The sequence below is a fragment of the Bradyrhizobium sp. 2TAF36 genome (assembly GCF_052114925.1).
Lineage (GTDB): Bacteria > Pseudomonadota > Alphaproteobacteria > Rhizobiales > Xanthobacteraceae > Bradyrhizobium > Bradyrhizobium barranii.
Genome location: NZ_JBFRFR010000027.1, coordinates 60,652 through 84,958, shown reverse-complemented (window position 1 = coordinate 84,958; position 24,307 = coordinate 60,652). Strand labels below are relative to the sequence as shown.

Annotated in this window: 25 protein-coding genes and 1 pseudogene; 9 read left to right on the top strand and 17 right to left on the bottom strand. The window is 64.1% G+C overall.

What is annotated here, in order from left to right; translation table 11 throughout:
- Positions 1 to 10: 10 nt before the first annotated feature.
- From AB4Z51_RS17180 to AB4Z51_RS17170, 3 genes are all read right to left on the bottom strand, one after another.
- Positions 11 to 256: a hypothetical protein gene (locus AB4Z51_RS17180; protein WP_039146277.1), complete on the bottom strand. Its 246-nt coding sequence runs from the start codon at positions 254 to 256 to the stop codon at positions 11 to 13.
- An 87-nt stretch (positions 257 to 343) separates the two neighbouring features.
- Entirely contained in the window at positions 344 to 514 is a 171-nt protein-coding gene (locus AB4Z51_RS17175; RefSeq protein WP_162136531.1) for a hypothetical protein, read from the bottom strand.
- A gap of 134 nt (positions 515 to 648) precedes the next feature.
- Positions 649 to 1,032, bottom strand: a complete 384-nt coding sequence (locus AB4Z51_RS17170; RefSeq protein WP_354079005.1) for a hypothetical protein — start codon at positions 1,030 to 1,032, stop codon at positions 649 to 651.
- A gap of 110 nt (positions 1,033 to 1,142) precedes the next feature.
- Between AB4Z51_RS17170 and AB4Z51_RS17165 the strand changes: the two genes are divergently transcribed.
- The 4 genes and pseudogenes from AB4Z51_RS17165 to AB4Z51_RS17150 all read left to right on the top strand — a co-directional run bounded on the left by AB4Z51_RS17165 (position 1,143) and on the right by AB4Z51_RS17150 (position 3,296).
- Positions 1,143 to 1,397, top strand: a complete 255-nt coding sequence (locus AB4Z51_RS17165; protein ID WP_085402146.1) for a hypothetical protein — start codon at positions 1,143 to 1,145, stop codon at positions 1,395 to 1,397.
- 393 nt (positions 1,398 to 1,790) lie between these two features.
- Positions 1,791 to 1,964, top strand: a complete 174-nt coding sequence (locus tag AB4Z51_RS17160; RefSeq protein ID WP_166103634.1) for a hypothetical protein — start codon at positions 1,791 to 1,793, stop codon at positions 1,962 to 1,964.
- A gap of 223 nt (positions 1,965 to 2,187) precedes the next feature.
- The gene (locus AB4Z51_RS17155) at positions 2,188 to 2,439 is read left to right on the top strand and encodes a hypothetical protein (RefSeq protein WP_014497530.1); all 252 of its coding nucleotides are present in this window, start codon (positions 2,188 to 2,190) and stop codon (positions 2,437 to 2,439) included.
- A 495-nt stretch (positions 2,440 to 2,934) separates the two neighbouring features.
- Positions 2,935 to 3,296: pseudogene (locus AB4Z51_RS17150) on the top strand (VanZ family protein).
- Positions 3,297 to 3,320: 24 nt separating this feature from the next.
- Here the strand turns inward: AB4Z51_RS17150 and AB4Z51_RS17145 are convergent.
- From AB4Z51_RS17145 to AB4Z51_RS17090, 12 genes are all read right to left on the bottom strand, one after another.
- Complete coding sequence (locus AB4Z51_RS17145; protein WP_085402148.1) at positions 3,321 to 3,605, bottom strand: hypothetical protein; 285 nt, start codon at positions 3,603 to 3,605, stop codon at positions 3,321 to 3,323.
- Positions 3,606 to 3,729: 124 nt separating this feature from the next.
- A complete protein-coding gene (locus AB4Z51_RS17140; RefSeq protein ID WP_085402149.1) occupies positions 3,730 to 4,176 on the bottom strand; it encodes a hypothetical protein in 447 nt (148 codons plus the stop codon).
- A 149-nt stretch (positions 4,177 to 4,325) separates the two neighbouring features.
- The gene (locus tag AB4Z51_RS17135) at positions 4,326 to 6,053 is read right to left on the bottom strand and encodes a chemotaxis protein (RefSeq protein WP_354079009.1); all 1,728 of its coding nucleotides are present in this window, start codon (positions 6,051 to 6,053) and stop codon (positions 4,326 to 4,328) included.
- A gap of 5 nt (positions 6,054 to 6,058) precedes the next feature.
- The gene (locus tag AB4Z51_RS17130) at positions 6,059 to 7,150 is read right to left on the bottom strand and encodes a protein-glutamate methylesterase/protein-glutamine glutaminase (protein WP_063985238.1); all 1,092 of its coding nucleotides are present in this window, start codon (positions 7,148 to 7,150) and stop codon (positions 6,059 to 6,061) included.
- Between the two features lie 16 nt (positions 7,151 to 7,166).
- Positions 7,167 to 8,021 carry a CheR family methyltransferase gene (locus AB4Z51_RS17125; RefSeq protein WP_071916273.1) on the bottom strand — a complete coding sequence of 285 codons (855 nt, stop codon included), beginning with the start codon at positions 8,019 to 8,021 and terminating at the stop codon, positions 7,167 to 7,169.
- A gap of 138 nt (positions 8,022 to 8,159) precedes the next feature.
- On the bottom strand, positions 8,160 to 9,962 hold the full coding sequence (locus AB4Z51_RS17120; protein WP_071916274.1) for a methyl-accepting chemotaxis protein: 1,803 nt from the start codon (positions 9,960 to 9,962) through the stop codon (positions 8,160 to 8,162).
- A 60-nt stretch (positions 9,963 to 10,022) separates the two neighbouring features.
- Complete coding sequence (locus AB4Z51_RS17115) at positions 10,023 to 10,499, bottom strand: chemotaxis protein CheW (RefSeq protein ID WP_063985241.1); 477 nt, start codon at positions 10,497 to 10,499, stop codon at positions 10,023 to 10,025.
- A 36-nt stretch (positions 10,500 to 10,535) separates the two neighbouring features.
- Entirely contained in the window at positions 10,536 to 12,233 is a 1,698-nt protein-coding gene (locus tag AB4Z51_RS17110) for a methyl-accepting chemotaxis protein (RefSeq protein WP_071916275.1), read from the bottom strand.
- 38 nt (positions 12,234 to 12,271) lie between these two features.
- Positions 12,272 to 12,733, bottom strand: coding sequence for a chemotaxis protein CheW (locus AB4Z51_RS17105; RefSeq protein WP_201266195.1), 462 nt, complete (start codon positions 12,731 to 12,733; stop codon positions 12,272 to 12,274).
- On the bottom strand, positions 12,733 to 14,820 hold the full coding sequence (locus tag AB4Z51_RS17100) for a chemotaxis protein CheA (RefSeq protein ID WP_085402151.1): 2,088 nt from the start codon (positions 14,818 to 14,820) through the stop codon (positions 12,733 to 12,735). The genes AB4Z51_RS17105 and AB4Z51_RS17100 overlap by 1 nt, the downstream gene beginning before the upstream one ends.
- Positions 14,817 to 15,182, bottom strand: coding sequence for a response regulator (locus AB4Z51_RS17095; protein WP_008142319.1), 366 nt, complete (start codon positions 15,180 to 15,182; stop codon positions 14,817 to 14,819). The genes AB4Z51_RS17100 and AB4Z51_RS17095 overlap by 4 nt, the downstream gene beginning before the upstream one ends.
- Positions 15,182 to 15,505 (bottom strand): STAS domain-containing protein, encoded by a 324-nt coding sequence (locus tag AB4Z51_RS17090; protein WP_063985245.1) that lies wholly within the window; start codon positions 15,503 to 15,505, stop codon positions 15,182 to 15,184. The genes AB4Z51_RS17095 and AB4Z51_RS17090 overlap by 1 nt, the downstream gene beginning before the upstream one ends.
- 286 nt (positions 15,506 to 15,791) lie before the next feature.
- On the opposite strand from AB4Z51_RS17090, the gene AB4Z51_RS17085 reads away from it, so the two are divergent.
- From AB4Z51_RS17085 to AB4Z51_RS17075, 3 genes are all read left to right on the top strand, one after another.
- Positions 15,792 to 16,931 carry a response regulator gene (locus tag AB4Z51_RS17085; RefSeq protein WP_354113350.1) on the top strand — a complete coding sequence of 380 codons (1,140 nt, stop codon included), beginning with the start codon at positions 15,792 to 15,794 and terminating at the stop codon, positions 16,929 to 16,931.
- A gap of 188 nt (positions 16,932 to 17,119) precedes the next feature.
- Entirely contained in the window at positions 17,120 to 17,791 is a 672-nt protein-coding gene (locus tag AB4Z51_RS17080) for a hypothetical protein (RefSeq protein ID WP_085402153.1), read from the top strand.
- An 18-nt stretch (positions 17,792 to 17,809) separates the two neighbouring features.
- Positions 17,810 to 19,960 (top strand): adenylate/guanylate cyclase domain-containing protein, encoded by a 2,151-nt coding sequence (locus AB4Z51_RS17075; protein WP_085402154.1) that lies wholly within the window; start codon positions 17,810 to 17,812, stop codon positions 19,958 to 19,960.
- Between the two features lie 26 nt (positions 19,961 to 19,986).
- Here the strand turns inward: AB4Z51_RS17075 and AB4Z51_RS17070 are convergent, their stop codons facing one another.
- Both AB4Z51_RS17070 and pobA read right to left on the bottom strand, forming a co-directional pair.
- Positions 19,987 to 21,051 carry an SDR family oxidoreductase gene (locus tag AB4Z51_RS17070; RefSeq protein WP_085402155.1) on the bottom strand — a complete coding sequence of 355 codons (1,065 nt, stop codon included), beginning with the start codon at positions 21,049 to 21,051 and terminating at the stop codon, positions 19,987 to 19,989.
- A 177-nt stretch (positions 21,052 to 21,228) separates the two neighbouring features.
- Positions 21,229 to 22,401 (bottom strand): 4-hydroxybenzoate 3-monooxygenase, encoded by a 1,173-nt coding sequence (pobA, locus tag AB4Z51_RS17065; protein ID WP_085402156.1) that lies wholly within the window; start codon positions 22,399 to 22,401, stop codon positions 21,229 to 21,231.
- Between the two features lie 51 nt (positions 22,402 to 22,452).
- Between pobA and AB4Z51_RS17060 the strand changes: the two genes are divergently transcribed.
- Positions 22,453 to 23,358, top strand: coding sequence for a helix-turn-helix domain-containing protein (locus AB4Z51_RS17060; protein WP_085402198.1), 906 nt, complete (start codon positions 22,453 to 22,455; stop codon positions 23,356 to 23,358).
- A gap of 321 nt (positions 23,359 to 23,679) precedes the next feature.
- Positions 23,680 to 24,294 carry a LabA-like NYN domain-containing protein gene (locus AB4Z51_RS17055; RefSeq protein WP_085402157.1) on the top strand — a complete coding sequence of 205 codons (615 nt, stop codon included), beginning with the start codon at positions 23,680 to 23,682 and terminating at the stop codon, positions 24,292 to 24,294.
- Positions 24,295 to 24,307 lie beyond the last annotated feature (13 nt).

Here is a 24,307-nt window from a genome sequence, read left to right as displayed (position 1 = left end):
CCTGCGATGGTTAATAAAGGTTGAATCCTTCGCGCCGTTCGGTGCGGCTTTGCGCCATCCAGGCCCTCCAGGCCCCCTCGTGCTTCTCATAGAGCTCGAGCCTGCGCCGCTCGCCGGCATCGGGCGCGACCTGCGCCTGCTCGCTGTCGAGCCGCTCGAACTCGAACGTCTCCTCGGGCGTCAGGCCGATCAGGACGCGGCGACCTCCCCCATCGACGAAATACCGCCGTGGCGCGTTGTACGTCGGGCTCGTCATGGCGTCTCCCCGAAATCCCGTCATGATTCACTCCCCTCCACCGCCATGCGAGCCGCAACGCGAGAACCGCACGCCGGTTGTAAATCCTCAGAATGCACGCCGCGCCCTCGCCAATGAACTGTTCTGCCGGAACGCGGTGGGACTGTAGGGACGGTGGAACGGATGACGCTCCGCGCGCTCGCGGGGCCGCAGCGCGCGTGTCGCATAGCCTGCGCCAAAGCCAGCGAGGAGCGAGACCAGGATCGCGAGCAGCATCATTCGTAATTCGTTCCAGTGATACTGGCAGTCTCATCCTCGAGTTGTGTCGAGATCATGATCACCGCCGCTGATTTTCTCGTCATGCCAGGGATTTTTTGGGCAGCACCCTGCATGCGAAGTGATCGGCTCGTGCGTCAGCCGAAAAACCAGAGGAACAATCGCACCAGCAACAGCGTGATGAAATACACCCAGCCCGCCATCGCGATCAGCGCAACGCTGAAGAACGCGCCTTCAAACGCCCGCTCTCTGAGCTTGGTGAGAGGAAGTGCCGCTCGCGCCTTTTGAAGCATCTCGGTCTTCTTGATTTTGTTGATTTTGATTTGTTCGTGCGCGCGCACCATAGCCGAACGAATTCGACGATCTCGTGACGACTCAACCGAGAGAAGCATAATACTGCTCGTCAAACCGCTGCCGCATGCATCGCGATTGGATTTTTTCTCGTTCGAAGCCGTTGCGACCAACCGGCGCCGATTCAATTCAAGTTGATCGCTCGAATCGACGTCGTGATTTCGAAGCAAACAATGTCGTGATCCCGAARCATCTAATTCCTAATCGCGCACAAGTGCTGACGCCGCAACGCCGTGCCATCCATTATCAAGGGGAGATTGCCGCCTGAGCTTGGAGGACATTGAGCGCGCAGGGAACAAGTTCCCTGCTCGCCTCCATCGCCAGCATGGCGTCCGAGCAGCTCCTGCCTGTCTTCGGCAAGCCGATGATCCCGTGCCTGCGATCCATCCTGACGTTCGCCGACGTCAGGAGAATCCTCACCACCACCACGCGGCAGGACCAGTCGCTGTTTCGACGGCTGCTCGGCGACGGCTCGGGGATCGGCACTTCTTCCATGCTGATCAGAACAGTCCGCGCGGATTGGCGGAGCTGCTGAGTCTTGCCGCAGCGTCGAGACGCGAAGTCGGGTCTCGGATATCGGCAGGCGCCCCCCGCGAGGATTTCGAGTGCGGACTTGCGAAGACCGTGCGCCGGTTCTGCGACAACCGGACGTGGTGGCAGAACATCCTCGATCCCCACCATCACAGCGTGCAGATCGATCTTGGTTAGCGAAACTCCGTGGTTATACGGAGCGCAACGCGCCGATTTCATCGCGGTAAGGTTGAGCAGTTAGCTTAATCCGCGTTGTTTGTTGCGAACCTTAGTGGATCGCATATCCATCTTCTCACCGGGCTCCCCCAGGCCCGGCCCCACCCAAGCAAAGCCGTCGAGCGAACGTGGGTCCGCTTGGCGGCTTTGTCTTTGTCTCGACGAGAGGATGATTTCGGTTATGGCGCGCAGGCCCTGGTCGTTCAAGGAAGACCGCCGGCTGATGGAATTGGCCAAGTCTTCGACTTCGCTGGAAGAGGCAGCAAAACTTCTCGGGCGCTCGCCCGATGCGATCAAGCGTATGGCCTTGCGCCTCGGCCTGTCGCTCAAATCCAAGGGCGCCAAGAAGGGCTAGCGTCGGCCGCGCGCGACACGTCATGGACGGGTGTGTCCGCCTCATCGATCGATGAATGGCAGCCGCCAGTCGACATGGGCCGATCGCTTCAGCACTCTCGATCTCTCCGCACCCGGATGTTAGACTATCCAACGATGAAGATTGAACATCGTCCCTTTTCGGCGCAAAACGGTCGCCGGACCGGCTTCGGTCTCAGTTTGATAGATTGTTGGAGGAATGCACCATGTTGTCCCGCGCGCTCGCCGTAGCTCTGCTCCTGGCTTTGCCCTCAGTAGCGTCGGCGCAAGTCCCCGTGGGGTTCGGATTTCCAAACGGCGCGCCGTGGTGCGCCTTCGGTTTCGATTGCCGATTCCTGAATTACCGGGAATGCGCCGACTGGATTTTCGATCCTGCGCGCAACTGCCTCAAGAATCCGTACTTCGCAGCCCACTACCCGACCAATGTCGACAAGGGCTGGTCCTACAATCGGCGCTGAACGTCGGTCCCTGCGAACGGCTTGGTCATGCGGTCAGGCGCGTTGCTTTGTGCTTGACCGGAGGCCAGGTTTGTCGATGACGAGAATTTGGGCAGGTGCGATCGCCTGCCCGTTCCCCTGACGGCGGAACTCTCGGCGGCGCTCCGCATTGCTTTCGAAAGAAAGCGGGAGGCGGAGCCGTCATGGCAAGCTCTTTCCTTATCGTGATGTCGATCTGGTTCGGCATCAACATCCTGTTCTTGGCAGTCCGGCTTTGGGTCACCAGGCGGAAGAACTGGCAGATGAATGCCTGCCCTCGCCAACTCAGCGCCGTCCGCGTGAGATCGCGACTGCACCGCCACGTTTGACGTCAAGTGAATGCATGCGGATTGGGCCGTAGCCACAGCTCCGCGGCTCGCCCGTGAACCTTGGTTCATGCCCTCGAGGGTTTGTGAACCTTAACGATGTTCTTGGCTTTCGAAAGCGGCCAGCCGGTCGACCGGCTATGTTGGCGCAATGCGCCGCAACCATCTCATCGCAGCCGCGGTTATCTGTCTCGTGCTCATCGTCTATGCGACGCTGGCCAAGCTCGCGGGCCGGCCGGCACTCATGGGCCACGCGGAGGCCTACTGGGTCGTCGTGATTGAGCGCTTCAGCGCCTACGGCCTGTTGGGCTTCCTGCTGTCCTTCCTGCTACCGGCGTCAAGCTGGCTTGCGCGTTCGTGGTCGCCGTCGCAGTCGGGTTAGAGGTCTTGCAGGCCGTGACGCCGGATCGTGATCCACGATTCATCGATGTACTGCAAAAGGCCGCCGGCGGCACCGTCGGCGTCCTTCTGGCCCAGACCATCCTGGCATTCCTGCCGAGGCCGCCGTCCTGAGGCGGCCACCGGCGCCGCGAGAACTTACGCCACTCCGCGCCGCAAGCTCGGCTGACTGGTCGAGAGAACCCCGGACATCTGCCGATGGGCATCGCGCAGCGCCCTGATCGCGTCATCGAGGTCGAATTCGGCTTCGCGAACGGTCTCGAAGAACCGGGCCATCAAGGCGAGGTTCAGCTTCACGCGGGTGTTCCCGTCGCGGCTCTTGCGGCGATCGAGCGAAAGATGCAGCGCCTGCATCCTGGCCTCGGCAGCGCTGCAGCCGCTGAGGGTCGCGAGTTCGTCATATGTCATCCAGATCTGAGGCATGTCCCTGTCCGCCTTTTGTTATGGGCCCCAACCTAGATTTCACCTCTAAAACTAGTGTTGCCGCAGTCCAGTCGCGCCGTGATTTCGCGACAACAGCGTCAATGCAAAGCTAAAAGCCCGCACCCTACGACACAGGCGCCTTGGGCGGCGTGAACGGATGACGCGGCCGGGAACGGTTGTCGAGGCCCTTGGGCAGCTTGTCGGCGTTGAGCTTCACGACCGCGCATTTGGCGTCGGTTGCCGGCGCATCTTCCTGGCTGTAGATCAGCGTCGCCTCGAACTTCACGTCGGGTGCTTCCTTGGCCGTTCCCGAACAGCTCGCCACCAGGCCGTTGCACACACCCGAGAGTTTGACCTCGACCTCATCGGGCCCAAACACGCTCAGCGGGCCGTCAGCATGCCGGTTCACGGTCAGGACGGCCGAGAAGTGCTGCTCATCGACCCGGTAGGAACCACCATAAGTAAAGAAGCTGTCGCGGCCCGAGATCCGGCCCTCGGCCAGATCCACGATGCCGGTGCCCTGACCTCGTGGGGTCCTGAACCAGGCAGCGTATTTACCGTCTCTCAGCATGGGGAATTTTCCGAGGTGAAGATCGCCCTGTATTTGCGACCAACTCTGGGGCGCGACAATGACCTAACGGCCAGCCCTTCGGGCAAGGTTAATGCTCGGAAAACCCAATCCGTCGAATTGCCGCCGACGCGCGACGCCGGCGGCGAACGTCAGAACAACTCTATGCCGTCATCCGCGGTCTCGACCGCTTCGACGCGGCGCGTGGCGGCGATCGACGCAAGGCCAAGCGTTTGCAGGAATTCCCGGTGAACGTCCCGCTCGCGCTCCATCGTGTAGCGCGCGAAGAGATCATCGAGCATCGCCTGATCCTGCGCCTCCGGCTGCGGCCGCCGCGCGCCGGCGCTCGCGGTCTCGAGCCGCGCAGCAACCGCAGGCAAGGCTGCGGAGCTCTCGCCTAGCGAGCTCATCAGACCTTGCGCCGAATTCATCAGGCCCTCGAATTCCGCGCCTTCATCGACGAGCCGGCTCATCAGCTTGCCGAGCCGTTCGTTGCCGACCTCGACCTCGCGCAGCGCCTGGAGGATCTGCGGCTCGAACTTGGCGAGCTGCGTGGGATCGCCCCGGACGCGGAGCTCCTTCAGCTCGTTCGCAGAGCGCTCGATGCCGTCGAGCACGGGCCGCAAGCGCCCCGCGCCCACAGAGACCTGGTCGGCGGTCGCCTTGAGCTCGTTGGCGATCACGACGAAAGCGCTGCCGCGGCTGCCCAGATGGCTTGCCTTGAGGCCGGCATTCATTCCGATCAGGGTGATGTCGACGGTGGCCTCGGCGAGCCCGGCGATCGCCTGGCGAAACTTTGCCAGCGTGTCCTCGACGATGGCGAGCGCCTCGTCGACCGAGCGGCCGGCGCTCTCGCAGGTGGCGATCAGGGTCGAGGCATGTGCCAGTGCCTGCTTGATGCGCGCCAGGAACGATGACGAGCCGCCATCCGCGCCGCCGAACAGCGTGCGGCCATGGCCGACGACACTGCCCGCATCGTGCAGGATGGCGGTGAGCGCGCGAACGATCTGGCCGATATCGCCGCCGAATTCGCGCTGGGCGTCCCTGAGCAGGGCCGCCTGCAACTGGCAGATCGCGCGCGCGCCGTCCTCGCTCGCACCCCGTTCGGGAACGAGGCCCGGCACAGCTTCCGACACTTGGCCGAGGCCATGACAGACATGTTCGAGGCGCTGGCGCGTGCTGTCGCCGGCCTGCAAGGAAATGATCGCGCCGCCAACCGCCTCGGCGATCTTCCTGGTGCTGGTGCTCGCGAGGTCGGCGAGCTGGCTGCTGTCGCGGCGCTGGCCGCGCAATCCGGAATAGGCTGCGCCGAGCTCGGCGCTCTCCGACACCAATTGATTCCGATAACGGCTCTCGAACTCCTTCTGCCGACCGGCGGCAGTAGCAACGGCCTCCGACAGGCGCTGCTGGTCCCGCGCGCAGCTCTCGATCGAACCTTGTACCGCCTTGCCGAGATCGTAGGCTTCCTGCGTGAAGGCGAGAAAGCCCTCGCGATCGCCATCCAGCGAGGCCGCCTCGATCCGCGCGCTGCGCGCGATGATGGTGATCATCTGGATATGCTTGAACAGCGGCTTGAGCAGCGCGGACGCCTCCGCCGTGCTGGTGCCGATGGTCGCAAGCAGCGCGCTCTCGGACGGCAGCGCCTCTGCCAGCTCGCTGAGCCGCGCGGCGATCTCCTGTAGCGCGGTGGCCGCGCCCTCGATCTCGGCGCCGGAGAGTTCCTCCGAGAGCGTCGCGAGGCCCTGGTTCAGTTCCTTGAAGATGAGGTGGCCGCGACCGAGCTCGTGACCGACGCGCGCGAAGACGTCCTCGATCCGCGACGAGACATCCTCGATCGCGACGATCGCCTCGGTGAGCGTGTTGGCTGGAATGGCGGACATCGCAATCAACCTGCCACCGCAACGTGTCCGGCCTGATACCAGAGCATGATCTCGCGCGGGATATGATGCAGCGAGACGACCTTCTCGACACCGCCATGCGCGATGGCTTCCTTGGGCATGCCGAACACCACGCAGCTCTCCTCGTCCTGCGCGCGGGTCGAGGCGCCGAGCTTGCGCATCTCCAGCATGCCGCGCGCGCCGTCGTCGCCCATGCCCGTCATGATCACGCCGAGCGCATTGGCGCCGGCATGCTGGGCCGCGGAGCGAAACAGCACGTCGACCGAGGGGCGATGCCGCGACACCGGCGGGCCGTCCTTGATCGCGATCTGGTAACGCAGGCCGATGCGCTGGAGCAGCATGTGACGGGCGCCCGGCGCGATATAGGCGCATCCCGGCAGCACCGGCTCGCCGTCCTCGGCTTCCTTGACGCGGACCTGGCAGACGCTGTCGAGACGCCTGGCGAAGGCCGCGGTGAACCCTGCCGGCATGTGCTGGACGATGACGATGGGAGGACAGTGCGGCGGCAGCATCTCGAGGACGTCGTTGAGCGCTTCGGTGCCGCCGGTCGATGCGCCGATGCATACGATGCGCTCAGTCGTCGGCCGGACCTTGCCCTGCACCGGCGGCGGGATGATGGCGTCGGCGGTCAGCTTCCTCTCGATCATACGGCGCTCCGCCCGCGGACGCACCCGCGCGCGCGCTGCCGATTTCACGGCCTCGCGCAGCCGCGTCGAGCATTCGAGCAGCGCCTGCCGGGTGTCGATCTTCGGCTTCGGCACGATGTCGACCGCGCCCGCCTCGAACGCCTCGAACATCACGTTGGAGCCTTCCTCGGTGAGCGAGGAGCAGATGATCACCGGGATCGGGCGCTGCGCCATGATCTTGCGCAGGAAGGTCATGCCGTCCATGCGCGGCATTTCCAGGTCGAGGATCATGACATCGGGGATTTCGTTCTGGAGGCGGCGCGCCGCCGCGAACGGATCGGAGGCCGCCCCCATCACCTCGATGTCAGGATCGTCGTTGAGGATCGTTTGCAGGATTTGGCGCACCGACGCCGAATCGTCCACGATCAGTACGCGAACTTTCTCCCTCGGCATTCTGGTTGCGCTCCGGCTAGACCTTGAAAATGGTTGGCTGAACTTGCTTCAGACCCGGCACTGCACTGTGAATCATCGATTCCGAATGACCGACCAGAAGATAGCCGCCGGGCCGCAAATGGCTGCACAATTGCTCGATCACCTTGCGCTGGGTCTCGCGCTCGAAATAGATCAGGACGTTGCGGCAGAAGATGATGTCGACGTCCCGGTCGACGGGGTAGGACTTATCCATGAGGTTCATCCTCATGAAATGCGTCATGCGCCGCAATTCCGGCACCACCCGCACTTCGCCGCGCAACTTGTCCCGCGACGACAGGAAATAACGCTTCACGAAGGGCTCCGGCACCGGGGCGAGCACGTCGCGGGTGTAGATCGCGGACTTGGCAAGTCGCAGCACCGCGGTCGAGATGTCGGTCCCGAGGATGCGGTACTGAAACCGCGAGCCGTTCCGCGTCATGTCGTCCAGCACCATGGCGGTGGTGTAGGCTTCCATGCCGGTGGAGCTCGCCGAGCTCCAGATCTTCAGGTTCGCGTTCTTCCGCCCGTGCGACTTGAGCAGGGCCGGGATCGCGACGTCCCTCATGAAGGTGAAGTGCTGGGGCTCCCGGAAGAAGTCGGTCTTGTTGGTCGTCACCACATCGATGAGATGGGTCAGCTCGGTGTCGAAATGATCGGCCTCGAACAGGTTGTCGACATACTCGTTGAGGTCGGAGAAGTTCAGCGCGCGCACGCGCTTGTGCAGCCGCCCCTCCAGCATCAGCCGCTTGCCCTGCGGCAGCTTGATGCCGACCTGGCCCTCGATCAGTTCGGCTATGGTCCGGAAGTGGCGGTCGGACAGATGGACGACCGTATCCTGCACGGCGGGCATCATGGCTGAATGCCCCGATCCGCGATGGCCGCCTGCACTGAATATTGGGCCGAACGGGCCATCTTGAATCCCACGCGTTTACACGATCACTGACGGCGGATCGGCCCACCGGTGAAGGATGGGCCGACCTCTTGACCGCTCTCAGCGCTGGAAATCGGCGTCCCGATCGTCCTCGCCGTCGTTCATGTCGAAGGCGAAGCCGCCGCCACCGGCCGCCTTCACCGCGCGCGCCGGCCTCGCCTGCGGCTTCTTGGCCGGCCGCTCGACGGCCGCCATTGTCGCCGCCTTGGCGCGGAGCTGGGTAACCGCCCGGTCGATCGGCGCAGCGGCCTGGCTGCGTCCCTGCTCGATGCGGAAATAGGCGATCGTCGACTGAAGCTGCTCGGCCTGCGAGGCGAGCTCCTCCGAGGTCGAGGAGACCTGTTCGGACGCGCTGGCGTTCTGCTGGCCGACCTTGTCGAGCTGCTGGATCGCCTGGTTGATCTGGGCCGAGCCGACGTCCTGCTCGCGGCAGGCGGCGGTGATTTCCTCGACGAGCTCTGCCGTCCTCTTGATATCAGGGACGAGCTTGGAGAGCATATTGCCGGCTTCCTGCGCGACCTTGACGGTTTCAGTCGAGAGCGTGCCGATCTCGGCGGCGGCCGCCTGGCTGCGTTCGGCGAGCTTGCGCACTTCGGACGCAACCACGGCAAAGCCCTTGCCGTGCTCGCCGGCGCGCGCGGCCTCGACCGCGGCGTTGAGCGCGAGCAGGTCGGTCTGGCGCGCGATCTCCTGCACGATCGTGATCTTCTCTGCGATGGTCTGCATCGCGTTGACGGCGCGGCCGACCGCGGCGCCGCTGGCCTCGGCATCCTTGGCGGACTGCGCGGCGATCTTCTCGGTCTGGTTGGCGTTGTCGGCGTTCTGCTTCACGTTCGAGGCCATCTCTTCCATCGAGGAGGAGGCTTCCTCGGCGGACGAGGCCTGCTCGGTCGCGCCCTGCGAGAGCTGCTCGGCACTGGCCGAGAGCTCCTGGCTGCCGGCGGAGACGTTCTGCGCCGCGGTCAGGGCTTCCGACACGATCTGGCGAAGCTTCTCCACCATGCGCTCGAGCGCGAGGCCGAGCGTATCCTTGTCCGACAGCGGTTTGGCCTCGACCATGAGATCGCCCTGCGCGATCTGGTTGGCGAGCGCCGCCGTCGCGTTGAGGTTGACCGTCATCGCGTTCAGCGACTTGATGAGATCTCCGATCTCGTCATTGCTGGAGGACTCGATCTTGTGGCTGAGATCGCCGATCGCCACCGCATCAGCGAGGCCCACCGCCTGCGCCAGCGCACGGCTGATGTTCAGCGCAATCCAGGTCGCCGCGACCGCGGCGATCAGGAGCGAGGCAATGACCAGGCTCATCAGCAGCATCTCGGCGCGCGCACCGTCCTGCTTTGACTGCTCGGCCTGCTCAGCCATGTTCTTCTTGACATTCTTGATGTAGACATCGGCCGCTTCGATCGCGTCCGCAACGACCTTGCGGCCATCATGCATGGAGCGGTCCAGGGCCTTTGGCTTGTCGGTCTTCGCGAGCCGGACCGTCTCGTCCTGATAGGCGTTGAGCTTGGCGAAAGCGACGTTGAAGACCTCCATCAGCTTCTTGCCGCTTTCGCTGGCAGCCGCGTAGATCTCGTCCTTCGACTTGGTGATCGCATCGCGGTTCTTGATGAGGTCGGCCTGGAACTGCTCGTGCTCTGCATCGGACGCTGCGAGAATCGCGTTCTTCTCCGCGCGCACAAGGAACAGGATGCCTTCCTTCAGCTCCGCGGCCTTTTCCATCCGGCCCGCACGGCTGACCAGAAGCTCGGTGGTGCTGACCATGTCCGCCAGCTTCATATAGCCGACCGCACCGGCGATCATGGACAGCAGGATGACGACGCCGAAGGCGCTGGCAAGCTTGGCTTTGACGGTGAATCTCATGTCAGTCTCGTTGGTTCGAATTGGGGTGCTTACGCTTGACCACGCTTCACGCTTGCAAATTCAGGCGGCGCGAGAGGTATCGCGCCCTTCCGGGATCTCGTCGTTCGCCATCAGCTTGGCGAGATCGAAGATGACGACGAATTTCTCGCCCTTGCGGCCGATCCCGGCGGCATAGTCGGACTGCCATTTGCCGCCGACCTCGGGGATGGGCTCGATCGCCTGCTCGTCGATATCGGTGACCTCGAACACGCAATCGGCCACAAAGCCGACGCCGACCAGGCGATCCTTCATCGGCACGTCGAGGATGATGATGCGGGTCGCTTCAGTCGCTTCCACGGCCGGCAGGCCGAGCTTGGTGCGGAGGTCGACGATGGGATAGCCGCTGCCGCGCACGTCGATCATGCCGAGCAGGAAATTCGGCGCATGCGGCAGCCGTGAGATCGGCCGCATGTCGAGAATTTCCCGGACATTGCGGATGCTGATGCCGAACGTCTCGCCGGCGAGCCCGAGCGTCAGATATTGCGAGGTTGCGGCCATGGTACGGTCCAGGGTCAGATTGTTTTCAAGTTGCGGTCAGCGCTGGAATTCGGCGTCGCGGTCGTCTTCGCCGTCATGCATGTCGAAGGCGAAGCCGCCGCCATTGGCGACCTTCATCGCGCGCGCCGGCTTGCGGGCGGGCGCGGGCTTCTTGACGCCGCGGTCCGCTGCCGCCATGTGCGCGGCCTTGGCGCGGAGCTGGGTGACGGCGCGGTCGATCGGCGCGGGCGCGGCAGCCTCGCCGCGGCCGGCATGCTCGATGCGGAAGAACGAGATGGTGGACTGAAGCTGCTCGGCCTGCGAGGCGAGCTCCTCGGAGGTAGAGGACACCTGCTCGGAGGCGCTGGCGTTCTGCTGGCCGACCTTGTCGAGCTGCTGGATCGCCTGGTTGATCTGGGCCGAGCCAACGTCCTGCTCGCGGCAGGCCGCCGTGATCTCCTGGACCAGCTCGGCGGTCTTCTTGATGTCGGGCACGAGCTTGGACAGCATGTCGCCGGCTTCCCGCGCGACCTTCACGGTTTCCGTCGACAGCGTGCCGATGTCCGCCGCTGCCGCCTGGCTGCGTTCGGCGAGCTTGCGCACTTCGGACGCGACCACCGCAAAGCCCTTGCCATGCTCACCGGCGCGCGCGGCCTCGACCGCGGCGTTGAGGGCAAGCAGGTCGGTCTGGCGCGCGATCTCCTGCACGATCGTGATCTTCTCGGCGATGGTTTGCATCGCATTGACGGCACGCCCCACGGCGACGCCGCTGGCTTCCGCGTCCTTGGCCGACTGCGCGGCGATCTTCTCGGTCTGGTTGGCGTTGTCGGCATTCTGCTTTACGTTCGAGGCCATCTCCTCCATCGAGGACGAGGCTTCCTCGGCCGACGAGGCCTGTTCGGTCGCGCCCTGCGACAGCTGCTCGGCACTGGCCGAAAGCTCCTGGCTGCCGGCCGAGACGTTCTGCGCCGCGGTGAGTGCTTCGGCGACGATCTGCTTGAGCTTCTCGACCATGGAGTTCAGCGAGGTAACGAGATCGCCGATCTCGTCGTTGCTTGTGACCTTGATCGACTGGCTGAGATCGCCATCGGCAACCGCGCCGGCGAGCCCGACGGCGCGGCCGAGACCGCGGGAGATGCTCAAGGAAATCCAGATCGCGGCGATCAGGCCGATGACAAGCGAAGCCAGCACGGCCGAGATCAGTAGGAGCTGGGCCCGGTTGCCGTCCTCGTGAGCCTGGGCCGCCTGAGCGGCCATGTTCTTCTTGACGTTGGTGACGTAGACGTTGGCGGCTTCCATGGCCTCGGCGACCGCCTTGCGGACCTCGGTCATGGAGCGCTCGGCGGCTTTCGCCTTGTCGGTCCGGGCGGTCTTGAGGGCGTCGTCCTGAACGGCGTTCATCCGCGCATACGCGACGCCGAAATTCTCCATGAGTTTCTTGCCTTCGGGGGAAGCCGCGGCCTGGATCTCTTCCTTCAACTTCGAGAGCGTCTCGCGCTGCTTGGCGATTTCGGCGATAAAACGATCCGCCTCGCCTTCAGGCGCGAGAATGAGGTTCTTCTCGGCGCGAACCTGAAGCAGGATACCCTTCTCGATCTCCGCCGCACGGTCCATCCGGTTGGCACGCGACACCAGACTGTCGGCGGTGTCGATCATCTCGCTCAGTTTCACATAAGCGAGGCCGCCCGCCGCCATCGACAGCAACAGGACCACACCGAACGCGATGGCAAGCTTTGCCTTGACCGTGAATCTCATTTCCAGCCCCTACCCCAGTCTCGCCCCGAGACCTCATTTCAATTCAGGATGCGTTCCATGTTGGGAACGATGACAAACTCTTCTCGCCACTTGGCGATGAAACGGATGAATTCCGGCTTCCAGTGCATGCCGACGCGCGGCGTCTGCTGCACGTCGGCCTGCGATATCTCGGTGACCTCGTAGACCTTGTCGGCAGTGACGCCGACCAGGACCGGCTCGCCGTCGAGCGTGAGCTCGATGACGACGATGCGCGTGTCGGCCGAATTGTCGAGCTGCGGCATGCCGAAGCGGATGCGCAGGTCCGCAAGCGGAATGACGTTGCCGCGCACGTTGATGACGCTCGGAACGAAGGCCCGCGCGCCCGCCACCTTGGTCACCGGCACGGGATCGATGATCTCGCGCACGAGGCCTGCGTCGAGCGCGAACTTCTCCTCGCCGAGGCCGATCATTACGACCTGCATCGCGTCGGCGTGATGCTCGCCCGTCAAACCATCGTTCATCAGGCCGCCTCGCTGATATGCTGTTTCTCGACCTTCGACTGCGCCAGCGTGACGAGCTGCGCGACATCGAGGATCAGCGCCGCCGTGCCGTCACCCAAAATCGTCGCGCCGGAGAAGATCGTGACGTCGGAGTGCAGCTTGGAGAGCGACTTGATCACGGTCTGGTGGTTGCCGATGATCTGGTCCGCGACAAGACCGACGTGCGTCTCACCGGTCGAGATGATGATCGTCTTCTGGTGCCGGTCGGGCGTACCCGACGCAGTCATGATTTCGCGCAGCCTGAGGAAGGGCACGAGATTGCCTCGCACGTTGAGGAAGTTGCGGCCGCGGGAGCGCTCGTCCTCGGCGGTCAGCTCGATGCATTCCTCCACGGCCGACAACGGAATGATGTAGCGGCCCTCGCCGACACGGATCAAAAGACCCTCGATGATCGCAAGCGTCAGCGGCAGGCGCAGCGTCACCGTGGTGCCCTGGCCCGGCCGGGTCGACAGATCGATCGTGCCGCGCATGTTCTCGATGGTGCGCTTGACGACGTCCATGCCGACGCCGCGGCCCGACAGCGCCGAGATGGTCTGCGCGGTCGAGAAGCCCGGGTGGAACAGGAACTGGTGGATCTCGTGATCGGTCAGCACGGCGCCGGAGGCGATCAGCCCCTGCTCTTCCGCTTTCGCGCGAATGCGCGCGGTGTTGAGGCCGCCGCCATTGTCCTTCACGGTGACGAGCACCTGCGCACCGGAATGAACGGCGGCGAGTTCGATCCGGCCCTGCTCCGTCTTGCCGTTGGCGGAGCGGGTCGCGGTGTCTTCGATGCCATGGTCGATGGCGTTGCGGATTAGGTGCACCAGCGGATCGGCCAGGCACTCGATCATGGTCTTGTCGAGTTCGGTATCCTCGCCCGTGGTGACGAATTCGACCGGCTTCGACAGGTCGCGCGACAAATCGTGCACCAGGCGGCGGAAGCGACCGAACAGCGAGCCGATCGGTACCATGCGCGCGCCCATCGTGGTGTCGCGCAGGGAGGAGGCGAGGCGCTCGATTTCCTCTGCGATCATCTTGATCGAGAGATCCGAACCGGACGAGGCGAGCTGCGTCAGCCGCGCCTGGGCGATGACGAGTTCGCCGACCCGGTCCATCAACTCGTCGAGACGCTCGGCCTGGACGCGGACGGTGGCGATGCCGCGATCGTCACGCTTGGCCTCGGGTTTCGGTTCGGACTTGGATTCAGGCTTGGCTTCCGGCTTCGGCTCCGCCTTTGCGACGGGCTGCGCGGCGACAGGCGCAACAACAGCCTCGACCGCCGGCGCGGCCATCTCGGCCACAGGAGCCGGCTCCTCGTCGAGGAGCTGGAACAGCGGCAGCGGCGCGGGGGCTTCGACCTGCTCAAGCGGCGAGAGGGTCAGCTTCATCTCGTCCTGGACGAACATGAATACGTCGTCGATCGCGTCCTTGTCGCAGGCGGCGTGCAGCTTGACGTCCCACTTCAGATAGCAGTCTTCCGGCTCCATCTCGTCGAGGAACGGGATGCCGTCGGTCACGGGCACGACGAAGCACGGGCCGAGCTTGCAAAGGTCTTCCAGCAGATCGAGCGGGTTCGAGCCGTTGCGCAGGATGTGGGATTCAAATTCCAGATACAGGTGCCAGCCGGCCTGCTTGCTTTCACCGGGGGCCAGCGGCGGCGCTTCGGCGATTTCGGCGACGGGCGCGGCGGACTGGTCGGGAAACACGAAGCGCTTGAGGTCGTCGAGGATGGCCTCGCCGATGATGTCGTCGGTCGACTGCGGATCCTCGATCAGCGCGCGGATATAGTCCTTGGCCGCAAGCGCGACCGAGATCAGCTCCTGCGTCGGCTTGATCTCGCCCTTGCGGACGCGGTCGAACGCGGTCTCGAATTCGTGGGTAAAGGAGGCGACCTTGTCGAAGCCGAACATGGCGCCCGAGCCCTTGATCGTATGCAGGGCGCGGAAGGCGGAATCGACCAGCTCGCGGTCGTCGGGACGCTGGCCGAGGTCGAGCAGGGCCCCTTCCAGGACCTCGAACAGTTCGCTGGCTTCCTGGCGAAAGACCTCTGTCGGGTCCATCGCGTTCATGCACGCACCAGCTTGCCGACCACGGCGAGCAGCTGCTCCGGCTTGAACGGCTTGGTAATCCAGCCGGTGGCGCCGGCGCTCTTGGCTTCCTGCTTCACCGTGTCGTTGGATTCGGTGGTCAGAAACACGATGGGCATGCCGACCGCGCTCGGCAGCTTGCGCAGCGCCCGGATCAGCTCCAGCCCGTTCATGACGGGCATATTGAGGTCGGTGATGACGAGGTCGAGCTTGCCGGCCTGCGCCTTGGCGAGCCCTTGTGCGCCGTCGCCGGCCTCGATCACGTTGTGACCGGCCGGCTCGAGCACGACCTTGATCATCTGACGGATGCTGGGGGAATCGTCGACCGTGAGAATCGTGGCCATCAGGTGCCATCTTTCTTTTGCGGGAAGTGCTGATCGATCATCGCATCGCTGGCGAAGCCGGCGCGGCGAAGGGTGTTGCGCAGAGACTGGGAGAACGATGTGAGCACCACCGGGCGGCCTTGGGCCTCGCCCGTCTTGGCGGTCGACAGCAGAAGCTGGATCGAGGTTACGTCGGCCTTGTCGACGCTCGAACAATCGATCTCGAGCCGATCCTGCCGGCCGAAAGCTTCGCGGATCAGGTCATAGACACTGCGGATCGCAGCGATGCTGCAATCTGCAGGCAGCCGTAGGGACCACTTCGGCTCAGTGACGTCAGACGGCATTCGTCCCCCAGATTTCCTCGGGATTCGCTGCACGCATGACGCGAATCTCGCGCGACGACTATTCGCTTGGGAGAGTGTGCAAACCCCTAATAGGCATCACCGTACAACTACGGGTCACAAACCGAAGAACTTCGCGTATGCATGCAGGCGTGCATGGTTCGCTCAATTCGCATGCGCTGTGCGCAGTCTTGAGTCAGTTCGCCGCAGCCCGGGCGTTTGCTCCGCGTTAAATCGCAAAGACTATTCGTGGAGGTCACGCCTCGCATCCGAACGAGACCGGCCGCCGATGCTGACCCAAGCGCTTCTCGTTGATGACAGCCGCTCTGTCCTCAATTTCCTGAAACGTCATATCGAAGCCGAAGGCCTGGTCGAGGCCACGACTTTCCTCGATCCCGTCGAGGCGCTGGCTTGCGCGCGCGAGCGCGTCTTCGACCTCGTGCTGGTCGACTACGAGATGCCGCATATGGACGGCATCAGCTTCATCCGCGCCTTCCGCACCCTGCCCGGCTGCGCCGACATCCCGATCGCGATGATCACGTCGCGACAGACCGATGACGTCAAGATGGAAGCGCTGCAGGCTGGTGCAACCGATTTCTTACCGAAACAGCCACAGAGCGTGGAGATGACGGTGCGCCTGCGCAATTTGGTGCGCCTTGGTGCAGCCGTGCGCAAGCAGAACGACCGGGCCGCGGATCTCGCGAGCGCGGTCGCGGCCGCGACCCAGAAGCTCGGCGAGCGCGAGGAGGAGATCATCTTGCGGCTCGCGCTCGCGGTCGAATACCGCGACAACGACACCGGCGAGCACACGCTGCGGGTCGCCCGCTACAGCCGCATCATCGCCGAGCAGCTCGGCCTGCCGCCCCGGCTCTGCCGCGACATCTATCTGGCCGCGCCCCTGCACGACGTCGGCAAGGTCGCCATCCCCGACCATATCCTCCTCAAGCCCGGCAGGCTCACCGACGAAGAGATGGCGGTGATCCGCACCCATGCGACGATCGGCGAAAAGATTCTGGCGGACTCCAGCTGCGAGCTGATCCAGCTCGGTGCGCAAATTGCCGCAGGCCATCACGAGCGTTGGGACGGCGCGGGCTATCCGAACGGCCTTCAGGCAGACGAGATCCCGGTCGCCGCGCGCGTCGTCGCGGTCGCCGACGTCTTCGACGCCCTGACGACGCGCCGGCCATATAAAGAGCCGATGCCGCTCGACGTGGCGCGCGACTATCTGGTCGAGAACCAGGGCCGGCAGTTCGACCCGGCCTGCGTCGAGGCCTTCCTGTCGCGCTGGGACGAGGTCGTGGAAATCGCCGCCGGTCAGCAGGCGACGCCGTATCAGAAGACCGAAGCCCCTCTCGCGCCTATTATAGAGTGTGCGGCAGAGAGCCCTGCGGTCGAGGACCGGTTGCCTGAGCCCGTCCCGGCCGCCTGACATGATCCATCCGGCAAATAGCTTGCTGCGGCTTCGCTTTTCTCCGGTCGCAGGTTTGAACCTGTTCCTGCTAGAGTGCACCAACAACCAAGAGTGATTCCGGTCACATTTGTCTGGACGCGCCGCTGCTAAGCATCGGACCAAGACGGGGACCGGCGATATATCGGTCGAATTGGATGAGAACTCCCATGAGAAGCCTGATCGGCGCTGGTGTCGGCGCGTTCTGTCTTGCGGCCCCCGCTTTGGCGGAGACCCCGGCCGCGATCGTCGAGGACGTCCAGGGCAAGGTCGACGGCATCGCGTTCATGGACTATGTGGCGCCCGGCAAGATCATCAAGCTCGGGCCCAAGGCCAGCATCACGCTCAGCTACCTCAAATCCTGCCAGCGCGAGATCATCAGCGAAGGCGTCGTCCTGGTCGGCGCCGAGCAGAGCACCGTGCAACTCGGCGAGGTCAAGCGCGAGAAGGTGCCCTGCGATACCAATGCAGCAAAACTGTCCGAGCGCGAGGCCAACCAGAGCGCCGCAACGACCTTCCGCACCATGCGATCGGACGCCAAGGGAGCGCCGCCGGCCAAGCTGCCGACGCTCTATGGCGTCGCCCCGCTGATACAGGCCAAGAGCGGCAGCACGCTGGTGATCGAACGCACCGACGGCAAGGAGCCCACGATCAGCGTGCCGCTCAAGAGCGAGATCATGGTCGGTGGCAAGTTTTATGACTTTGCCAAAGCCGGAAAGACACTGACCCCGGGCGGCAGCTATCTCGCCATCCTCGGCGCCAAGCGCTACGCTTTCCAGGTCGATGCCAGCGCCACGTCATCGCCGACGCCGATCGTCGGCCGGCTGCTGCGGCTCGAATAGGCGGTCTGCGACGGGGCGATGCGACGGATCGGGGGACGGGACATCGTTGCGGCGATCCTGATTGCGCTGGTTGCGGGCGCGGTCTTCACGTCCCCGCCGCTTCAGACGCTGCAAGGTCTCTCGCTCGATATCCTCACGGCGCTGCGCTGGAAGCTCGTCGGCGATCGCCGCGATCCCGCCGATTCGCCGGTCGTCGTCGTGGCCATCGACGGCGAGACCTACGACACCCCACCCTTCAAGGGATCGCCGACGCAGACCTGGACACGCGAGATCGGCCGTGTGCTCACCGGCATCACCGACGGTGGCGCCAAGGTGATCGGCTTCGACGTCATCTTTCCAAGCTCGATCGAGCAGTCGGAAATCCCCTTCGGCGAGGTGCCGCTCGGCGCGCGCATGAGAGGGTTTGACCGGGATTACCTGATAGCGTTGCGGCAACTCTCCGACGGCGACAAGCTCGTGCTCGGCGAGATCCTCAGCAACGACCATCCGGAGAGGCCGTATCGTGCGCAACAATTGGCGGTGCGCACCAACATCCGCGCGCTCAATGTCCATACCGACGCGGACGATGTCATCCGGCGAATGCCACTCAGCTTCTCCATCGACGGCAAGCCGGCCCCCGCGATGGCAGTCGAGCTCGCCGCGCGCGCGCTCGGCGGAAAGCCCGCGATTGCGCCGTCCGGTGCGACCGAGCTATCCGGCTATTCGGTCCCGAGCGCGGTGCCGAACACGCTGACGCTCAACTTCCGCGGAATGGGCCGCGACGTTCCGACCTATTCCTTCGCCGATCTGCGCGCCTGCGTCGAAAAAGGCGACCGCGATTTCTTCCGCCACGCCTTCGACGGTAAGGTCGTGCTGCTCGGCACCGCCCTGAACTTCGAGGACCGCAAGCTCACCTCGATGCGCCTTGCGGGCGGATATGACGGGGCGCCGGCCGCGCGCTGTGCCCTGCCCGCCCCGGCAAGCACCGCACAGAAGGCCCGGAGCGATATCGCCGGCGTCTTCGTGCACGCCACCGTCGTGCGAAACCTGATCGAGCGCGACGCCGTGACCGAGCTCGGCTTTCCCATGCGGACCGTTCTTGCGATCGTGTTCGCGGCGATCATCGCCTGCGCGGCCTCCATGCTCGCACCGGGCGGCGCGATGATCGCATGGCTCGGCCTCACTGCCGCTTACACAGCCGTCGCCGTCGCCGCGTTCGTGCACGCGCTGGCGCTGCCGCCGACCGAGCCTGCGCTCGCAAGTCTTGCCGCCCTCGCGATGATGATCGGCTACCGCTTCGTGCTCGCCGATCGCGACGAGCGCTTCCTGCGCCAGAGCTTTGCCTTCTATCTGGCGCCCGAAGTGATCAACACCATGGTCGCCTCCGGCAAGATGCCGGCGCTCGGCGGCGAGATGCGCAACGTCACCATGTTCTTCTCCGACCTCAGCGGCTTCTCCTCGATCGCCGAGACGATGACGCCGGGCGAACTGGTGACGCTGATGAACGAATATCTCTCGGCCATGACCGACATCATCGAGAGCCATGGCGGCTATGTCGACAAATATATCGGAGATTCCATCGTCGCGATGTTTGGCGCGCCGGCCGACGATCCCGCGCACGCGCGCAACGCGGTTCACGCCGCGCTGAAGTGCCACGAGAAGCTCGCGGAATTGAACGTCAGCAATCCCGCCTTCGCAGGCCATGGCCTGTCGCACCGCATCGGGCTCAACAGCGGCGAAGCCGTGGTCGGCAACATCGGCTCGCGCCGCCGCTTCAACTACACCGTGATGAGCGACACCGTGAACGTCGCCTCGCGCCTCGAGGGCGCCAACAAATATTACGGCACCGCCATCATGGCCTCGGAAACGACGATGGCGCAGACCGGCGACACTTTCGCCTGGCGTGAGCTCGATGCGATCAGGGTGCTCGGCCGCGGCGAGGCGATCCAGGTGTTCGAGCCGCTCGCGGACAAGGGCGCGGAGGGCGCCGAGCAGACGAAGGTGGCCACAGCGTATGCGGAGGGGCTGGCGTGCTGGCGGGCAAGGGAGTTTTCGAAGGCGGCCGAGGCGTTCGACGGCGTCGCGAAGATCGACCCGGCGTCGGCGCTGTTCGCCAAGCGCGCAAAAGCCCTCGCCGCAAATCCACCATCGCCAGAGTGGACGCCGGTCAATACGCTGGAAGGAAAGTAGCGGTTGTTTACTCTTCGTCAGAAGGCTCAAGGAATGACGTTCGCGGCACGCAACCTGCTGAAGAGATCGAAAAAACTGTCGTCCGTCGCCTGATATTCAGGGAAACCGAGCTTACGGCTCTTGCTCATATCGGTGACGACTTCGATAGGTCGGCCCAAGTCGGCATCGGTGTGCCATGCCGACGAAAGGACGGAGAGGTCTCTTTCGACGAGATCATACTTGAGCGCGATATCAGCCCATATACGACCTGAATCGGCAAGCTGACGCTCAAGCGGCGAAATTTCCTCTGGAAAGGGCGCAGGCTGCAACCCGAACCAGCCGGCCAGTCGCGCCCACATCCAGCTCCATCGGAAGACATCGCCATTTACGACGTTGAATGCCTGGTCTCGCGCGACCGTCGTCGTCGCGGCCCATTCCAGGTGCCGCGCCAGCAATCTGGCATCCGTCATATCCGTCAGGCCGGTCCATTGCATCGCCGAGCCTGGAAAGAGAAATGGCCGCCCCGTTTCTCGACAGATCGTCGCGTAGACGGCAAGCGTCGTTCCCATGTTCATGGCGTTGCCTATCGCATAGCCGATGATCGTGTGCGGGCGGTGAATGCTCCAGCTGAAACCACCGCGCCTGGCCGCATCGAATAGTTCGTCCTCCTGAGCGTAGTAGAAGTTCTCGACATCGAGCCGCGGTTGCTCCTCGCGGAATGGCGTCGCGGGCAGCCTGCCTTTACCGTAGGACTCGAACGGTCCCAGGTAATGCTTTAGCCCGGTGACCAGCGCGACATGAGAAAGCGTATCTGCGCCGGAAAGTGCTCCCAACACGTTGCGCACCATCGCAGCGTTAACGCGGATATTTTCCGCCTCGGTCGGCTGACGTAGCCATGTGGCGAGAAACACGTGAGTGGGACGAAGGCTCGCCAGGATGTCGCGAAGCGAGGCCGGATCCTGCAAATCGGCCGCGATGGGACGAACACCATCGAGGCCGCTTGGCGGGCGCCTTGCGAGCCCAAGCACCTGCCAGCCGCGATCGCTGAGATGGCGGGCGAGATTGCTGCCGACAATACCGCTGGCGCCGACCACAAGCGCTGTATTCGTCATCGCTGCGCCCTCCTGTTCGGTTGAGGAGGTAGGAACTATCGCACAAGGCAACAGAGCATTTCGGCGTCCGTCACCACTTATTGAAAGGGAACCGGCCTGACGGGCGAACTCGCCTCGTGCCGCGAGGAGAGCTCCCCTTTGGAGCGGCAACGTCAGCTGAGCGGTCACAAACCGTCGCTAAAACGGCAGACCCACGTAATTCTCCGCGAGCAGCCGCTGCGCCGTCTCGGACGAGAGCAGGTACTCGAGCTCCGTCTGCTGAAGCCGGTCCTCGTATTCGGAACGGTCGGGAAAACGATGCAGCAGCATCGTCATCCACCACGAAAAACGCTGCGCTTTCCATATCCGCGCAAGCGCCTTGGCGGAATAGCCCGCAAGGCCGGAATCGTCGCCGTGCTGATAATGCGCAAGCATGGCGTGGTAGAGATAGTAGATGTCGGACGCCGCGCTGTTGAGCCCGCGCGCGCCGGTCGGCGGCACGATGTGGGCGGCATCGCCGGCGAGGAACAGGCGGCCGTAGCTCATCGGCTCGGCGACGAAGCTGCGCAAGGGCGCGATGCTCTTCTCGATCGAGGGCCCGGTAATCAGGCGGCCGGCGACCTCGTCCGGCAGACGGCGCTTCAGCTCCGTCCAGAATGCATCGTCGCTCCAGTCCTCCACCTTGTCGGTCAACGGCACCTGGACGTAGTAGCGGCTCAGCACTTGTGAGCGCAGCGAGCAGAGCGCAAAGCCGCGTTCATGCTTCACATAGATCAGCTCGGGCGACACCGGTTTCGTGCGCGACAGCACGCCGAGCCAGCCGAATGGATAGACCTTCTCGTATTCGCGCAGCACGTCCTTCGGGATGGACCTGCGGCTGACGCCGTGAAAGCCGTCGGCGCCAACGACGTAATCGCAATCGATGCGGACGATCTCGTCGTTTGATCGATAGGTCACGTAGGGCCGGTCCGACGTCAGATCGTGCGGCGTCACGTCCTCGGCGTTGTGCACGACCTTGCCGTCGAGGCGATCGCGCGCCTCGTAGAGGTCGCGCGTCAGCTCGGTCTGGCCGTAGACCAGCACCGAATTGCCGCCGGAATGCTTGTGCAGGTCGATATGGGAGAGCACGCCGTCATGCGCGATCTCGAAACCGTTGTGGATCTCGCCCTCGCGGTCCATCCGCTCGCCGCACTGCGCCTCGCGCATCAACCTGGCGAAGCCGTGCTCGAGCACGCCGGCACGGATGCGGGCGAGCACGTGGTCGCGGCTGTATTTCTCCAGCACGACCGTATCGATGCCCTTCAGGTGCAGAAGCTGGGACAACAGCAGCCCGGACGGCCCACCGCCGATGATGCAGACCTGAACTTTCATTTTTACGTCCTCCCGTCGCCGCGTTTTTTGCAGATGGGGCGCCGCAAACCGATGGAGGGTTTCGTCTTTGTCTTGTACTATTCGAACATGAGAACCGCAGCCTCAGCCCCGGCAATCCGGGTCTACAACCTCTTCGGCGAGTCCGGCGATCTGCCCGACGTCGTGCATTGCGAGACGATCGCGTCGCGCTCGGTGCTGCACGACTGGACGCTGGCCGTGCACCGCCATGCCCGGCTGCACCAGGTGCTGCTGATCGAGCGCGGCGGTGGCGAGGCGACGCTCGACGGGCGCGTGGTGCCGCTCCGGCCGATGCAGGTCGTCAATGTGCCGGTCGGCCATGTCCACGGCTTCCGCTTCGAGCCCGATACCCAAGGCTGGGTGCTGACCATCGCTGCGGAAATTCTGGACGAGGCACTGCTTGCCTCGGAAGGACTGCGCGGCACCCTGTCCCGATCGGCCGTGGTGCGCGGCACGCCGCAGATCCGCACCACCATGAAGCAGATCTTCGCCGAGCACGCCGCACGCGATTTCGGCCGCGCGCACGTGCTGCGTGCACTGTCGGCGGCCATGATCGGGCTGGTGGCCCGCGCGCTCACCAGCGAGAGCGGCGGCAACGGCACGGCGGAAAGCGGGCTGTTCCGCCGCTTCGAGGCGCTGCTGGAACAGCATCATCTGGAACGCTGGAGCGTTGCGGACTATGCAGGCGCGCTGTCGATCACGCCGACCCATCTCAACCGGCTGACGCGGGCGGCGACCGGCGACACCGCCTCGCACCTGATCCTCAACCGGCTGATCCGCGAGGCGCGTCGCAACCTCGTCTACACCAATTTGCCGGTCTCGACGATCGCCTACGCGCTCGGCTTCGAGGATCCCGCCTATTTCAGCCGCGTCTATGCCGCGGCCACGGGCCTGTCGCCGCGCGCCTTTCGCGCCCAACTCCATGGCGGCGAAGCTTGAGGCCATTCGTGATCGCGCCGGGCTGTCGAGATCCGAACCAGCGCGCCACTTACCTTCGTATAGAGCATCCAACCCTTTGGATACGCGCCGTTTACCTCCGTACAATTGAGCGTGGCATGTGCACGCCTTAACGTGACTACATTCGGAATCCTGGCGCTGATAGCAGCAACCTCCCTTAACTGGCGCGGGACGGCCCCCCCTCCGGCCGTCCGCGCCGCCTTTTTTCCGCGGGCCATCGGCGACTTCGGCGTTTTCCGGCCGGCACACAGCCCTGGCGGCTGAACCTGCCGGCTTCAATGCGGAACTGGGGATTAGTGCATAATGTCTTCGCTTGAGAAGATTGCGGTCTTCATCGATGGCCCCAATCTCTATGCCGCCACCAAGGCGCTCGGTTTCGATATCGACTACAGGCGCCTGCTCGGCGAATTTCACGGCCGAGGTACGTTGCTGCGAGCCTTCTACTACACGACCGTGAGCGAGGATCAGGAATACTCGTCAATCCGCCCATTGATCGATTGGCTCGACTATAACGGGTACACCGTCGTCACCAAGCTCGCCAAGGAGTTCGTTGACGCCACGACCGGCCGCCGCAAGATGAGGGGCAGCATGGATGTGGAACTCGCCGTGAATGCCATGGAACTCGCCGAGCACGTCAATCAGATCGTGCTGTTCTCGGGCGATGGGGATTTTCGTTCACTGGTGGAAGCCGTGCAACGCCGGGGCGTCCGCGTGACGGTCGTCTCCACGCTTGCGAGCCAGCCTCCCATGGTGGCCGACGAACTGCGCCGGCAGGCCGACGTCTTCATCGATTTGACGGAGCTGAAGCCAAGAGTGGGGCGCGCCCCGGCCGAGCGGCCGGGATCGCGCGAGATGCGCCAGCAACCACCGCAAGCCACCACGCGCGGATCGATCAATCGAGGCGACCAGGTGGAATGATCCTGCGGGGCGA